The organism is Mycobacterium dioxanotrophicus, from assembly GCF_002157835.1.
In the GTDB taxonomy this organism is placed as follows: Bacteria; Actinomycetota; Actinomycetes; order Mycobacteriales; family Mycobacteriaceae; genus Mycobacterium; species Mycobacterium dioxanotrophicus.
Genome location: NZ_CP020809.1, coordinates 5,477,208 through 5,491,434 on the forward strand (window position 1 = coordinate 5,477,208; position 14,227 = coordinate 5,491,434).

Below are 14,227 nucleotides of genomic sequence, written 5' to 3' on the forward strand. Positions count from 1 at the left end.
AGACACCTCATGGATCTACGCAAGGCGGCCGTGAGCGCTGCGGAATCGCTGGCCACGACGGTCGCGGGTGTGTTCACCCCGGCTCCTGCGTCCGCCTACCCGACCATGAGCACATTCGGCAGTGAGCAACCCCTGTGCAGCGCTGACGGGACGGTGGGCACCGAATGGAGCGTCAGCGACCCTCAGCCCAGCGACGACGCGATGCCGTTCCCTGTGACCGGCTGGCTGTGGAAGGTGGTCGCGACGGTGACCGCGGTTCACGGTGTGACCACGCCGATCGTGTCGGACTTCTCCGCGCGCGCCGCGGACGGGCAGAACTATCCCGCACTGGACAAGGCGCCCAGCCCGCCGGCGCTGAACCCGTCCCCGCTGCGCCAGGGCGGCTCGGCAACGGGTGCCGTGTATTTCGATGTCGTCGGCCCGCCGCCCACCAGCGTCGTCTACAACAACGGCGTGCAGGATCTGCTCATCTGGTCGTGACCCTCTTCGGCACCACGCAGTCATCCGCCCGTCGTCTGGTCGTGCGCGGCCCGGCGCGCGACAGGCGGGATGTATTCACCGAGCAGCGTGCGGTGCCACCAGACGTGCTCGCGTCTGAGCTCGTGCCAACTGCTGAAGCGGTACCGGTAGAGCCGAGCGCGCACATAATGCGGGGGTGACTCGGGAAACGGGTTGCGCCGCAACAGCCGAACGGTGTCGGCGTCGTTGTCCAGCAGCAGCCGCAGGAAGGCGGGCAGCCAGTCTTTGGCATACGCCGGGGATATTGCGACAAACCACATCAACCAGTCGAGGCGCAGATGGTAGGGCGCGATCTGCGGGGGCCGACGGTGCACATCGCCTGGTTTGCCCTTGAATTCGTATTCCAGCCACACCGTGTGTTCGGTCAGCCGGGTGTCCGCGGTGCCTTCGATCACCACCTCGTCACGAGCGCGGCCGACGACGCCGAACGCCCCGTAGGTGTTCACAAGGTGATATCGATTGAAGGAGGCGTTCATTCGCTGCCTGCGCGACAGCAGGTTGTGCACCGGGCGGTAGCTGAGGACGATCACCGCTACGGCGAATACCACGACCACGACCACGAACCAGACCGGCGGATCGGGCAGCGACGGACATGCGATCCCCACGAAGCGATCCGGGATGGCACTGCACGCCAGCACGATCGTCACCCAGTTGAGCCAGGCGAAGTTCCCGGACAGCACGAGCCACAGCTGCGTCACCACCACCACGACGCCTGCGGCACCGGCCACCGGCTGCGGCGCGAACAACAGGAACGGCACCACCAGCTGAGAGACGTGATTACCCGCGACTTCGACGCGGTGCAGCGGTTTGGGCAGGTGGTGGAAGTACCAGCTGAGCGGGCCCGGAATCGGCTGCGTCTCATGGTGGTAGTACAGGCACGTCAGATTGCGCCAGCAGCTGTCACCGCGAATCTTGATCAGGCCGGCACCGAACTCGACCCGGAACACCAACCACCGTGCCAGCCACAGCACCAGTACCGGAGGTGCGATGTCGTCGTTGCCCAGGAACATCACCAGAAACCCGGCTTCGAGCAGCAGCGATTCCCAGCCGAACGAGTACCACGTCTGCCCGACGTTGACGATCGACAGATAGAGCACCCAGATCAGCAACCACACCGGCAGGGCCGCCCACAGCGGCACCACATCTCCGCCACCGGCGAGAAGCACTGCCGACAACAGCGCCCCCACCCAGCATGTCAGCGCGAAAAATCGGTCGGAGTAATGGAGTTGGAAGATGCTGGGCGCGGCGCGGAATGGGGTTCGGGCCAGATAGCGGGGAACCGGCAGCATGCCCCGCTCACCGATGAGCGCGCGGAACTGCCGAGCGGCCGCGACGAACGCGATCAGGTAGATCGCCGCGATCCCCCGCTGCAACACCTGTCTGGCCAACCAGTATTCGGGTGCGGTAAACCATTGCATGTGTGGGCCTGTCGAGGGGCTCTTTCCATGCTAAGCACCCAGCCGTCGCGGCGGCAATGTCTGCCCGCCTGCCGCCGCGGCGGGCGCCCGATGGTTCTTTCCGCAAACATCATGCGGCCAACCGGAATTCGATGGTGGAAGTCGGCCTACTGAGCAGGGTGCTTCGACGTGCCGGGATGGCGTCCAGGGCCACGGCTGCGGCGCTGGCGTGCTGCCGCGTCCTGCTGCGGCTCGGAGGGTTGTTCTGCTTCGAGCGCCGCGTTGCGCTCTTCCAACTTGTTGTTGTCGGACTCCAGCTGACTGTTCTTGTCCTGTAGATCAAGGATCTGCATGATGCCGGCCAGGTTGACGCCCTGCTCGACCAGCTCGGTGATCCGCCGCAGTTGCTCGATGTCGTCGTCGCTGTAACGGCGCGTGCCCCCGGCCGTGCGTGCCGGGCTGAGCAGCCCGGAGCGTTCGTACAGGCGGAGCGTCTGCGGTCCGATCCCGGACAGCTCGGCGGCGACCGAGATGCCGTAGACGCCGCGCGCGGACCGCGACGCTTTTTGCTCCCCGGTCACGCCGTGTCTCCGTTCCCGATCACCAAACCTCCTGCACCCATGTCCATCCCAGCAAAGGCGAAACCGCCGATATGACAAGGCTATGCGTTCGCCTACAGGTTTTCCAAGCCTGTGGACACGCAAAATATGATGGGCGCTTCAGCAGATCCACACGGGGCGCCGACCGGACACGGCCAAAAATCTCCGTCGTGAACCTTGCGCACACATGCATCTAGTGGTATCACAAAGCTATATCGACTTACATAGATTATCTTCCGCAACTTGGGAGGTGAACCATGATGTTGATGCGCACAGATCCGTTCCGTGAACTGGATCGACTGACCCAGCAGGCACTCGGTACCGCCGCTCGGCCTGCGATCATGCCGATGGACGCCTGGCGCGATGGCGAACAGTTCATCATCGAGTTCGATCTACCAGGGGTACAGGCGAACTCGCTGCACCTCGACGTCGAACGCAATGTGCTGACCGTGCGCGCCGAGCGCCCCGACGTGGATGAAAACCGGGAGATGCTCAGTGCCGAGAGACCACGAGGCGTCTTCACCCGCCAAGTGTTCCTCGGCGAGAATCTCGACACGGACAAGATCGAGGCCGGCTACCACGACGGGGTCCTGCGGTTGACCATCCCGGTCGCCGAGAAGGCGAAGCCACGGCGCATCGCGATCAGCCGCGACGGTCAACAGACGGCGATCAACGCCTGAGATCGTCAGGGCCGCGGCATTGTCGCCCGGCACCGACCCCGGCCGCGGCCCTGCCACCCGATGCCCAAGCGTCAGCGCGAGGAGGTGATGCCTCAATACCCGGATATCAAACATCGAGAATTCCGCAGTAGTACAGACCTTCGGTAACGCCGTGCCGTCCACACCGATTGCGACGACAAGCCAGCGGCTGACGCGCCCAACGCGCACGCACCGCCACTGATCGTGGCCCGCTCCACGTGGACCGCGCGGCAGTTATCGAGCCAGGGTGGGCGCGGGAGATGCGCACCCGTGCCCACCCTGGCACCACTGTCAGATTGCGCGCCGTCAGGGCATGACACGTTGTGCGACACCGAGGTTCTGAAGCGAGAGGGGGTGCGAGATGTATGAGACCACAGCCGTCGGGCTCGAGCCTTCTGCCGTGATCGATGAGGCGGCGGCGATTGTGCAGGCCGAGTGGATGCGCCTCATGGCCGACGAACAGTCGGGCCGGGCTGCAGCGTCGTACCTGGAGCTGCCCGCCGCACGGACCGTGCCGACTCGTCTCGGTGCGCTCACCGCGCAACGTCGAAAGGACCTGTCGGACATGGCATTCCCCCGCAGACATGCTCAACCGACGCGACGGCGCTCCATGAACGTCTGGGCTACCCAACGCTCGCCCCCGACTGCCGTGGGGGCGTCCTTCGCCCACGCAACCCGGGCCCGGCACGGACAGTCGCTGTGCGATGTCGCCGGCCCCTTCCTTGCGTCAACTGGCCGACCTTACGACGGCAGACCGGCCGCCGAAGTTAAGCTGGCCGGGTGGGTGCCGAGGCGAGACGACGTCTCTCCCCCGCCGATCGGCGCAGTGAGCTGTTGGCGTTGGGAGCCGAGGTGTTCGGCCAGCGCCCCTACGACGAGGTCCGCATCGACGAGATCGCCGAGCGCGCCGGGGTGTCTCGCGCCCTGATGTACCACTATTTCCCCGACAAGCGGGCGTTCTTCGCCGCCGTTGTCCGCGCCGAGGGCGAGCGCCTGTTCGCCGCCACCGACACCGCCCCCGAACCCGGCCAGAGCCTCTTCGGCCAATTACGCGCCGGTGTCATGGCCTACCTGCGTTACGACGAGGAACATCCGCACGGTGCATGGGCCGCTTACATGGGCATGGGGCGGGCCGACCCCGTGTTGCGGGGCATCGACGACATCGACAACGACCGGCAGGCCAATCGGATCATGGGCCGCATCGCCGAGGCGGCGTCGCAGCCATTGGACGCGAAACTGGAGCGCGACCTGCGGGCCACGATCTACGGCTGGCTGGCGTTCACCTTCGAGATGTGCCGCCAACGCCTCGTCGACCCCTCGATCGATGCCGGTTTCGTCGCCGATTCGTGCGCGCACGCCCTGCTCGACGCCGTCGGCCGGGTTCCCGGACTGCCCACCGAACTGGTCTGCGCCGCCTCTCAGGAGAACCGCTAGCAGTCGGTCGGCCTCTCACGCCGGCTACTTGTCGGTGCCACGCGGCAGTATGGACGGATGGCTCCACCCGATCCACTGGCCCGGTTCAGCGCGCTGACCCGGGAGTGGTTCGCGACCGCGTTCCCGGAGCCGACGCCCGCGCAGGCGCAGGCCTGGGCTGCCATCGCCAAGGGCGATAACACCCTGGTCATCGCACCGACGGGGTCGGGCAAGACCCTGGCGGCATTCCTGTGGGCGATCGACCGGCTGGCCTTCGAACAGCAGGCGGGCTCCGCAGGCACAGGCACCCGGGTGCTCTATGTGTCGCCGCTGAAAGCGTTGGCCGTCGACGTCGAACGCAACCTGCGGACACCGCTGACCGGCATCACCCGCGTCGCCGAACGCCAGGGTCTGCCCGCACCGTCCATCAGCGTCGGCCTGCGCTCCGGGGACACCCCGCCCAACCAGCGGCGCGCCCTGATCGCCAAACCACCCGACATCCTGATCACCACCCCCGAGTCGCTCTTCTTGATGCTCACCTCGGCGGCCCGGGAAACGCTGGCCACCGTGCAGACCGTCATCGTCGACGAAGTGCATGCCGTTGCGGCCACCAAACGCGGGGCGCACCTGGCGCTGTCCCTGGAACGTCTGGATCAGCTGCTGGACACGCCTGCGCAGCGGATCGGGCTGTCGGCGACGGTTCGGCCGCCCGAGGAAGTGGCCCGGTTCCTGTCGGGGCCCGCGCCGACCACCATCGTTGCTCCCCCTGCCAGCAAGACGTTTGACCTGACGGTGCAGGTGCCTGTGCCCGACATGGCCAATCTCGACAACAACAGCATCTGGCCCGACGTCGAGGAACGCATCGTCGACCTCATCGAGGCGCACCGCTCCTCGATCGTGTTCGCCAATTCCCGCCGCCTCGCCGAGCGACTCACCTCGCGGCTCAACGAAATTCACGCCGAGCGCGCCGGCATCGAACTCACGCTCGACCGAAACCCGCAAGTGGGTGGTGGCGCCCCGGCGCAGCTGATGGCCAGCGGCCAGGCCAACGGCGCACCGGCTCTGCTCGCCAAGGCTCACCACGGGTCGGTCAGCAAGGAGCAGCGCGCCCAGGTCGAAGACGATCTGAAGAGCGGCCGGCTGCGTGCCGTCGTCGCCACCTCGAGCCTGGAACTCGGCATCGACATGGGTGCGGTGGACCTGGTCATCCAGGTCGAGGCACCGCCGTCGGTGGCCAGCGGACTGCAGCGCATCGGCCGCGCCGGGCATCAGGTCGGCGAAATCTCCCAGGGCGTGCTGTTCCCCAAACACCGCACCGATCTGATCGGCTGTGCGGTGACGGTGCAGCGTATGCGGGCGGGCGAGATCGAGACCATGAAGGTGCCGGCTAACCCGCTCGACGTGCTGGCCCAGCACACCGTTGCGGCGGCCGCGCTCGAACCGCTCGATGTCGAGGGCTGGTTCGACGCGGTACGACGCAGTGCACCGTTCGCCACCCTGCCTCGTAGCGCCTTCGAGGCAACGCTGGACCTGCTGTCCGGCAAGTACCCGTCCACCGAGTTCGCCGAGCTGCGGCCGCGACTGGTCTACGACCGCGACTCCGGCACGCTGACCGCGCGCCCCGGTGCGCAACGGCTGGCGGTGACTTCCGGCGGCGCCATCCCCGACCGCGGGCTGTTCACCGTGTACCTGGCCACCGACTCCGAAAAGCCCTCCAGGGTCGGCGAACTCGACGAGGAGATGGTCTACGAGTCGCGGCCCGGCGACGTCATCTCGCTGGGCGCCACGAGTTGGCGGATCACCGAGATCACCCACGACCGGGTGCTGGTGATCCCGGCGCCCGGACAACCCGCGCGGCTGCCGTTCTGGCGCGGTGACAGTGTGGGCCGCCCGGCTGAACTGGGGGCGGCGGTCGGCGCCTTCACCGGTGAACTCGCCGCACTGGACCGTGCGACGTTCGATGTTCGTTGCCGGGCAATGGGTTTCGCAGGATATGCGACCGACAATCTGCATCAGCTGTTGCGTGAGCAGCGGGAGGCCACCGGTATCGTCCCCAGCGACACCTCCCTGCTGGTCGAGCGATTCCGCGACGAACTCGGCGACTGGCGCGTGATCCTGCATTCGCCGTACGGGCTGCGGGTGCACGGCCCGCTCGCACTGGCGGTCGGGCGGCGGCTGCGGGAGCGGTACGGCATCGACGAGAAGCCCACCGCATCGGACGACGGCATCATCGTGCGATTGCCCGATGGCGGTGAAAACCCGCCAGGAGCCGACCTTTTCGTCTTCGATGCCGACGAGATCGAATCGATCGTCACCGCCGAGGTGGGCGGTTCGGCGCTGTTCGCCTCCCGGTTCCGGGAATGCGCCGCCCGAGCCCTGTTGCTGCCGCGGCGCCACCCCGGGAAACGCTCACCGCTGTGGCATCAGCGCCAGCGCGCCGCGCAACTGCTCGACATCGCACGCAAGTACCCCGACTTCCCGATCGTGCTGGAGGCGGTCCGGGAATGCCTGCAGGACGTCTACGACGTGCCGGCGCTGACCGAGCTCATGCGCAAGGTCGCCCAGCGTCGGCTGCGGGTGGTCGATGTCGAGACCGCCACCCCGTCGCCATTCGCGGCGTCGCTGTTGTTCGGGTACGTCGGCGCCTTCATGTACGAAGGCGACAGCCCGCTGGCCGAACGACGGGCCGCGGCGCTGGCGCTGGACACGGTCCTGCTCTCGGAGCTGTTGGGCCGCGTGGAACTGCGGGAGCTGCTCGACCCGGCGGTGATCGCGTCGACCGCCGCGCAACTGCAGCACCTCACCGCGGAGCGGGCGGCACGCGATGCCGAGGGCGTGGCCGATCTGCTGCGGCTGCTCGGCCCGCTCACCGAGGCAGAGATCGCCGAGCGCTGCACGGCCGAGGCCGTCGGGGGTTGGCTCGACGGTCTGCACGCCGCCAAACGGGCGCTTCCGGTCAGCTTCGCAGGGCAGACGTGGTGGGTGGCCGTCGAAGACATCGGTCTGCTCCGTGATGGCGTGGGGGTGCCGGTGCCGATCGGCGTGCCCGTCGCTTTCACCGAATCGGTCGCCGATCCGCTCGGCGATCTGCTCGGTCGCTACGCCCGCACGCGTGGTCCGTTCACCACGGCCGACGCGGCGGCGCGGTTCGGATTGGGACTCCGCGTGACCGCTGACGTGCTGGGCCGCATGGCGGTCGACCATCGCATGGTGCGGGGCGAGTTCGTCGCGGACCTGGCCGGCGATCAGTGGTGCGACGCCGAAGTGCTCAAGATCCTGCGCCGGCGGTCGCTGGCGGCGCTGCGGGCTCAGGTGGAACCGGTGTCCACCACGGCGTACGCAAGGTTCCTACCGTCCTGGCAGCATGTCGGGTCGTCGCACAGTACCGGTATCGACGGGCTCGCTGCGGTGATCGATCAACTCGCCGGTGTACCCATACCGGCCTCGGCCGTGGAATCGCTCGTCTTCGGCCAGCGCGTGCGCGACTACCAGCCCGCCATGCTCGACGAACTGCTGGCCTCCGGTGAGGTCATCTGGTCGGGCATCGGGCAGATCGGTGGCAGCGACGGCTGGATCGCATTCCACCAGGCCGACACCGTGCCGTTGACGTTGGCCGCACCCACCGAGATCGAGTTCACCGACACCCACCGCACGATCATGGAAACCCTGGGCGCCGGCGGAGCGTATTTCTTCCGTCAGCTCGCCGAAGGACTCGCCCCAGATGAGCTCAAAGCCGCGTTGTGGGAACTCATCTGGGCCGGATGGGTCACCGGCGACACCTTCGCTCCGGTGCGGGCCGTGCTGGCGGGCCCGCGCCGCACCGGCACCCCCGCGCACCGACAGCGGCAACGACCGCCACGGCTGAGCCGCTACAGCGTGGCCCGCCCGCAGGCTCGCGCCGCCGATCCGACCGTGTCCGGACGGTGGTCGGCGCTGCCCGGCCCCGAACCCGATTCGACAGTGCGCGCACATTTCCATGCCGAACTGCTGCTCGGCCGGCACGGTGTGCTCACCAAGGGCGCGGTCAACGCCGAAGGGGTGCCTGGCGGCTTCGCCACTCTCTACAAGGTGCTCAGCGCATTTGAGGACGCCGGGCAGTGTCAACGCGGATATTTCGTCGAATCACTTGGTGGCGCGCAGTTCGCCGCGGCGTCGACCGTCGATCGGTTGCGGTCCTATCTGGACAGTGTCGACCCGCAGCGGCCCGAGTACCACGCCGTGGTACTCGCCGCCACAGATCCTGCGAATCCGTACGGTGCCGCGCTGGGCTGGCCCGATGACGGCGAATCTGGCCACCGTCCCGGCCGTAAGGCCGGTGCGTTGGTGGCGCTGGTGGACGGGCAGCTCGTGTGGTTCCTCGAGCGTGGCGGCAAGTCGCTGCTCAGCTTCGGCTCCGACGCTGATGCACAGCGGGCCGCCGCGGCAGCGCTGGCCGATCTGGTCGGCTCCGGTCGCGTGCCATCACTGTTGGTGGAGCGCGTCAACGGCACTGCCGTGCTCGACCCGGGCGCCGACGACGAACGGAGCGTCGTGCAAGACGCGCTGACGACCGCCGGCTTCAGCCGGACACCACGAGGCCTTCGACTGCGGTGAGGAAATCATCGACGAGTGGGATCACCTCGCCGAGGTGCGTTTCCAACAACCAGTGGCCACCGCCGAGCACATGCAGTGCCGCATCCGGGAGGTCACGCAGATAGGCCCTGGCGGACTTCTCCGGCATGTAGCCGTCGTACGGACCCCAAACGATGAGCGTGGGCGGTCGCTGCTCGCGTAGGTAGGCCTGCTCACGCGGAAACCATTCGAGCGTCGACGGCTGATCCTCAAGAAGCCGGACGGCGTTGGCCAGGCGCTCCGGCGTCGACATCAACGACCAGTGCAGGACCCACAGGTCAGGGCTGATCTGATCGGCGATGTCGGGCGGTAACTCTCCTACGAACTCGCTTTTGAACCCGTCGAGGGTGACGTGTTCGGCGATCCGCCGCCTCGACGTCGCACCCGGCTCGTCCCACAACTTCTTGAGGAAATCGTATTTGGGCCCGAATGCATCGGCGTAGATATCACCGTTCTGGATGATGAGGCCGGCAATCTGATCCGGACGGCTCAGGGCCAACCGGAAGCCGAACTGCGAACCGTAGTCATGCAGCCACACCACGTAGCGCGACAAGCCCACGGCGTCGACGAACGACTGCAGGAAGCCTGCGTACGAGTCGAAGGTGTAGGCGAACTCGTCAGGCGAAGGAGTTGCGCTGTAACCGAATCCAGGCATATCGGGAGCCACCAATCGCCATCGATGAGCCAGGGCCGGCATGAGGTTGCGGTACGCATAGGACGAGCACGGGTAGCCGTGCGGCAACAACACCACCGGCGCTTCGGGCGGCCCCGCTTCCCGATAGAACACATCAATACCATCGACGGCGATCCGCCGATGGTGCACAGGTCGGATCATCTCCATCACATACCCATCGACGGGAATGTTGAAGCCGCGGGCAGAGAAGCTGTTCAATAAGGAGATGCCCGAAGGCGACACCGTTTTTCACACCGCCGCCATACTGCGCAGCGCTCTGGCCGGAAAGACGTTGACCCGCTGCGATATCCGTGTGCCGCAGTATGCCGCGGTCGATCTGAGCGGCGACGTCGTCGACGAAGTCGTCAGCCGAGGCAAGCATCTGTTCATCCGGGTCGGCACGGCCAGCATCCACTCGCATCTGAAGATGGAAGGCAGCTGGCGGATCGGCTGGACCGGCGGCGGCGCACCGCATCGGATACGAATTGTGCTGGAAACAAACGACAACCGGGCCACCGGAATCGACCTCGGCCTCCTCGAAGTGCTGGACCGCGACCGGGACATGGAGGCCGTCGCGCACCTCGGTCCCGACCTGCTGGGCACCGACTGGGATCCGCGTACCGCGGCCACCAACCTCACGGCCGACCCGGACCGGGCGCTCGCTCAGACCTTGCTCGATCAGCGGGTGATGGCTGGCGTCGGCAATGTCTATTGCAACGAGCTCTGCTTCGTGTTCGGTCGTCGCCCCACCACCCCCGTCAGCGCCCTGAACGATCCACTTCGGGTGGTGCAGCGAGCACGAGACATGCTGTGGCTCAACCGGTCCCGCTGGAATCGAACCACGACCGGCGACACCAGGAACGGCCGCCAACTGTGGGTCTACGGCCGGGCCGGTTCACCGTGCCGACGCTGCGGCACGCTCATCGAGACGGACAGCGGCGGCGATCGTGTGACGTACTGGTGTCCCAGCTGCCAGACGTAAAGGCCCGCCGGACGTCAGGCGTCGCTTGAAGTAGGTTGCCATTATACGGACAACGCACGAGCCAATTGTGTTGCGTCATAGGGCCTGTGGATGAAGTGCAGGTTGTGGATAACTGGTTTGGGGTGGGTGCGGCGGCGGTAGAATTCGAACATGCTTGCGAACACCGTGGTGGACCGGGACGCGGTCCTGGCGGTGTTCGACGAGTACGACGCGGTGTGCGACAAGCTGGCGGGGTTGAACTTCGACGCGCTGAGCCTGCCCGAGCTCTTGGAGCTGGCGTCCCGCCGTGAAACCCAGGCCCGCCGCGCCCCCACGGTCGATCACCGGTTGCTCGCCGAAGCACAAACACGGGTCACCGCGCGTGAGATCGGCGCGAAAAGCTGGGCCGACGCGTTGGCGATCCGGCTGCGGATCAGCCCGACGGAAGCTAAACGCCGCGTCACCGAGGCAGCCCTGCTCGGCCCGCGCACCGCGGTGTCGGGCGAACCCCTGCCCCCGGTGCTGCCGGCCACCGCCACCGCCCAAGCCGCCGGCCAGATCAACACCGAGCATGTCGCGGTCATCAAGAAGTTCTTCGACAAATGCCCGGTACCACTGGACGCGTCGACCCACACCGAGATCGACACGGATTTGGCCCGCATCGGCGCCGGCAACTCCCCGGACATCCTGCGGCGCTGCGCCGAACGCATCGCCTATCTGCTCAACCAGGACGGCCCCGAACCTCAGGAGTCTGTCCAGGAGCGGCGTCGCGGGATCGTCATCTCCCCGCAACGCCTCGACGGGACGAGCAAGATCTTCGGCTACCTCGACGCCGAAACCGCGGCCACCTTGGCGCCGATGCTGGCCAAACTCTCCGCCCCGGGCATGTGCAACCGCGCCGATGAACATCCATGTGTCGATGGCACGCCCAGCGCCGAGGCCATCGCCGCGGATACGCGTACCGCCGCGCAACGCACCCACGACGCGTTCCTGGCCATGGGGCGCGCGCTGCTGGCCTCGGGAAAATTGGGCCAACACAACGGATTACCGGTATCCGTCGTGATCTCGACCACGGTTCGAGAATTGGAATCGTTATCCGGGGTGGCCACCACCGGCAGCGGGATCCGCTTGTCGATCCCGCAGGTGATTCACATGGCGGCACGCGCCCGGCAGTACCTGGCGGTGTTCGCCAACCACAAGGAAGTGCCGTTGTATCTGGGGCGCGCCAAGCGGCTGGCCTCGGTCGGGCAACGCCTGGCCCTGCACGCCCGCGACGGCGGCTGCACCAAACCCGGATGCTCGCACCCGCCGGATCGCTGCCAAGGCCACCACGCCGAGAGGGACTACGCCCAAGGCGGGCAGACCGACATCACCGACCTGACCCTGGCCTGCCCCAAAGACAACCGCCTGGTCAGCGAACAGGGCTGGAGCACCCGCGTCCGCGACGACGGCCGCGTGGAATGGATCCCCCCACCGTTACTCGACACCGGCCAAGACCGCCTCAACCACTACTGGCACCCCGAAGACCTCTTCCACCCCGACCAACCGACACTCAGCAACGACTGCGGTGAGGACATTGGTGTGGACGACGGCGGTCACGATGCCGATGAGACGCCTGCCGAACTGCCCTCGGAGCCCATCGAACCTGGCCCGCAGGCCGAGGTGTCGCGGCCCTCGCACGCAGACGAGACCAGCGATACCGGCACGGACTCCAATCGGCATGAAACGCCGGACGATCACGCCCAACCAGACGACCAGGCAACCCAGATCGCGGGCAACCAGGACACCGATGACGACGCACTAGAGACCGATGAACGGCCCGAAAATCCCGATCCATCAAGTGAAGAGGCCGAAGACACCGGCAGCCGCTCCGACACCACACAGGGGCCCGGCAACCGCGACGGGCCCCACGACCCCTAGAGGCCGCGGCGGGCGGAGCGCAACCCGCCCGCCGCGACCATCAACAGCTCACCGGCAGCACCGGTGACGGTGAGTGCTGGGCCGCGGCGGCTCACGATGATCGACTGCTCGATTCCAGACGATGCGGCCGTGCAGCCCGCACAAACAGGAGAGGCGGGGCCGGTTTCCCGGCCCCGCCTTTCAGGAGAGCTAAGTGGTTATGACGTCAGGGCACGAGCACCAGTTCGCGCTCTGCCGTAGCCGATTCATCGTTGCCCGCAGGCTCGGTCACGTCGACCACCGATTCGGCCACCGAGTCAATCACCTCGACCGGCTTGTCGGCGGGTTCGGAATCCTTGCCGCGGCCGCCCCAGGGGAACGCCAACCGGACGATCTTGCGCACCACGCTGGCGAACTGCTTGTGCAGCGGGCCGGTGTTGTAGGGCAGACCGTAACGTTCGCAGATCTCGCGGACCTCGACGGCGATCTCCGCGTGCCGGTGGGCCGGGATGTCAGGGAACAGGTGATGCTCGATCTGGAACGACAGGTTGCCGCTCAGGATGTGGAACCACCTGCCGCCGGTCAGGTTCGCCGAGCCGAGCAACTGCCGGAAGTACCACATGCCGCGGGACTCGTTCTCGGTCTCTTCGATGGAAAACTCCTGGGTGCCCTCGGGGAAGTGCCCGCAGAAGATGATCATGTACGACCACACATTGCGCATGAGGTTGGCGGTCATGTTGCCGGCGAACACGAACGGCGCGAACGGCCCGGCCAGCAGCGGGAAGGCCACGTAGTCCTTGAGCGTCTGGCGCTTGGTCTTCGCCCAGATGCCGCGCAGCACGTCCTTCTTGTCGGCGATGCTGATCTCGCCGGACCGGATGCGTTCGGTCTCCAGTTCGTGCAATGCCACGCCGTACTGGAAGAACACCATCAACAGGAAGGCGTAGACGGGGTTGCCGAGGTAGTACGGCGACCACTTCTGATCCTCGCTCATTCGCAGGATGCCGTAGCCGATGTCGCGGTCCATGTCGACGATGTTGGTGTAGGTGTGGTGCATGTAGTTGTGCGAGTGCCTCCACTGATCGGCCGGGCACGCGGTATCCCACTCAAAGGCCTTGCTGGAGATGGCCGGATCCCCCATCCAGTCGTACTGGCCGTGCATGACGTTGTGGCCGATCTCCATGTTGTCGAGGATCTTGGCGATCCCGAGCATGGCGGTTCCGGCCAGCCAGAACGGCGGGAAGATCGAGGCGAACAGCAGCGCGCGGCCACCGACCTCGAGCTTGCGCTGGGTCTTGATGATGTTGCGGATGTAGGTGGCGTCGCGCTCACCGAGGTCGGCGATCACGCGCTCGCGGATGGCGTCGAGTTCGGCGCCGAACGCGTCGGCTTGTTCGGGGGTCAGGGTGTAGATCTTCTTCTCGGACATGTGATGGTCCTTTCGGGTTGGAGAGATC

10 protein-coding genes are annotated in these 14,227 nt (G+C 66.7%); 6 read left to right on the forward strand and 4 right to left on the reverse strand.

Annotation, left to right across the window (positions count from 1 at the left end; genetic code table 11):
* Positions 1–9: 9 nt before the first annotated feature.
* Entirely contained in the window at positions 10–480 is a 471-nt protein-coding gene (locus BTO20_RS26705) for a DUF1942 domain-containing protein (RefSeq protein WP_087079010.1), read from the forward strand.
* A gap of 20 nt (positions 481–500) precedes the next feature.
* Here the strand turns inward: BTO20_RS26705 and BTO20_RS26710 are convergent, their stop codons facing one another.
* A complete protein-coding gene (locus tag BTO20_RS26710) occupies positions 501–1,937 on the reverse strand; it encodes a lipase maturation factor family protein (protein ID WP_087079011.1) in 1,437 nt (478 codons plus the stop codon).
* A 146-nt stretch (positions 1,938–2,083) separates the two neighbouring features.
* Entirely contained in the window at positions 2,084–2,497 is a 414-nt protein-coding gene (locus tag BTO20_RS26715; protein WP_087079012.1) for a heat shock protein transcriptional repressor HspR, read from the reverse strand.
* Between the two features lie 275 nt (positions 2,498–2,772).
* Here BTO20_RS26715 and BTO20_RS26720 point away from each other — a divergent pair, with 275 nt between their 5' ends.
* The 3 genes from BTO20_RS26720 to BTO20_RS26730 all read left to right on the forward strand — a co-directional run bounded on the left by BTO20_RS26720 (position 2,773) and on the right by BTO20_RS26730 (position 9,219).
* Complete coding sequence (locus BTO20_RS26720; RefSeq protein ID WP_269770300.1) at positions 2,773–3,195, forward strand: Hsp20/alpha crystallin family protein; 423 nt, start codon at positions 2,773–2,775, stop codon at positions 3,193–3,195.
* A 798-nt stretch (positions 3,196–3,993) separates the two neighbouring features.
* Positions 3,994–4,647: a TetR/AcrR family transcriptional regulator gene (locus tag BTO20_RS26725; RefSeq protein WP_087079013.1), complete on the forward strand. Its 654-nt coding sequence runs from the start codon at positions 3,994–3,996 to the stop codon at positions 4,645–4,647.
* Positions 4,648–4,704: 57 nt separating this feature from the next.
* Positions 4,705–9,219, forward strand: coding sequence for an ATP-dependent helicase (locus BTO20_RS26730; RefSeq protein ID WP_087079014.1), 4,515 nt, complete (start codon positions 4,705–4,707; stop codon positions 9,217–9,219).
* Here the strand turns inward: BTO20_RS26730 and BTO20_RS26735 are convergent.
* Positions 9,185–10,072: an alpha/beta fold hydrolase gene (locus BTO20_RS26735; protein WP_232490862.1), complete on the reverse strand. Its 888-nt coding sequence runs from the start codon at positions 10,070–10,072 to the stop codon at positions 9,185–9,187. The two genes, BTO20_RS26730 and BTO20_RS26735, sit on opposite strands and share 35 nt — an antisense overlap.
* Positions 10,073–10,136: 64 nt before the next feature.
* Between BTO20_RS26735 and nei2 the strand changes: the two genes are divergently transcribed.
* Entirely contained in the window at positions 10,137–10,892 is a 756-nt protein-coding gene (gene nei2 / locus BTO20_RS26740) for an endonuclease VIII Nei2 (protein WP_087082736.1), read from the forward strand.
* 150 nt (positions 10,893–11,042) lie between these two features.
* Entirely contained in the window at positions 11,043–12,791 is a 1,749-nt protein-coding gene (locus BTO20_RS26745) for an HNH endonuclease signature motif containing protein (protein WP_087079015.1), read from the forward strand.
* A 205-nt stretch (positions 12,792–12,996) separates the two neighbouring features.
* On the opposite strand, the gene BTO20_RS26750 is transcribed toward BTO20_RS26745, so the two are convergent.
* Complete coding sequence (locus BTO20_RS26750) at positions 12,997–14,199, reverse strand: fatty acid desaturase family protein (RefSeq protein WP_087079016.1); 1,203 nt, start codon at positions 14,197–14,199, stop codon at positions 12,997–12,999.
* Positions 14,200–14,227: the final 28 nt, after the last annotated feature.

What these genes read in the sequence shown, in the direction of transcription:
- BTO20_RS26705 (WP_087079010.1), top strand. Translation starts at nt 10, where the DNA reads ATGGATCTACGCAAGGCGGCCGTGAGCGCTGCGGAATCGCTGGCCACG.
- BTO20_RS26710 (WP_087079011.1), bottom strand. Translation starts at nt 1,937, where the DNA reads ATGCAATGGTTTACCGCACCCGAATACTGGTTGGCCAGACAGGTGTTG.
- BTO20_RS26720 (WP_269770300.1), top strand. Translation starts at nt 2,773, where the DNA reads ATGATGTTGATGCGCACAGATCCGTTCCGTGAACTGGATCGACTGACC.
- BTO20_RS26730 (WP_087079014.1), top strand. Translation starts at nt 4,705, where the DNA reads ATGGCTCCACCCGATCCACTGGCCCGGTTCAGCGCGCTGACCCGGGAG.
- BTO20_RS26735 (WP_232490862.1), bottom strand. Translation starts at nt 10,072, where the DNA reads ATGATCCGACCTGTGCACCATCGGCGGATCGCCGTCGATGGTATTGAT.
- nei2 (WP_087082736.1), top strand. Translation starts at nt 10,137, where the DNA reads ATGCCCGAAGGCGACACCGTTTTTCACACCGCCGCCATACTGCGCAGC.
- BTO20_RS26745 (WP_087079015.1), top strand. Translation starts at nt 11,043, where the DNA reads ATGCTTGCGAACACCGTGGTGGACCGGGACGCGGTCCTGGCGGTGTTC.
- BTO20_RS26750 (WP_087079016.1), bottom strand. Translation starts at nt 14,199, where the DNA reads ATGTCCGAGAAGAAGATCTACACCCTGACCCCCGAACAAGCCGACGCG.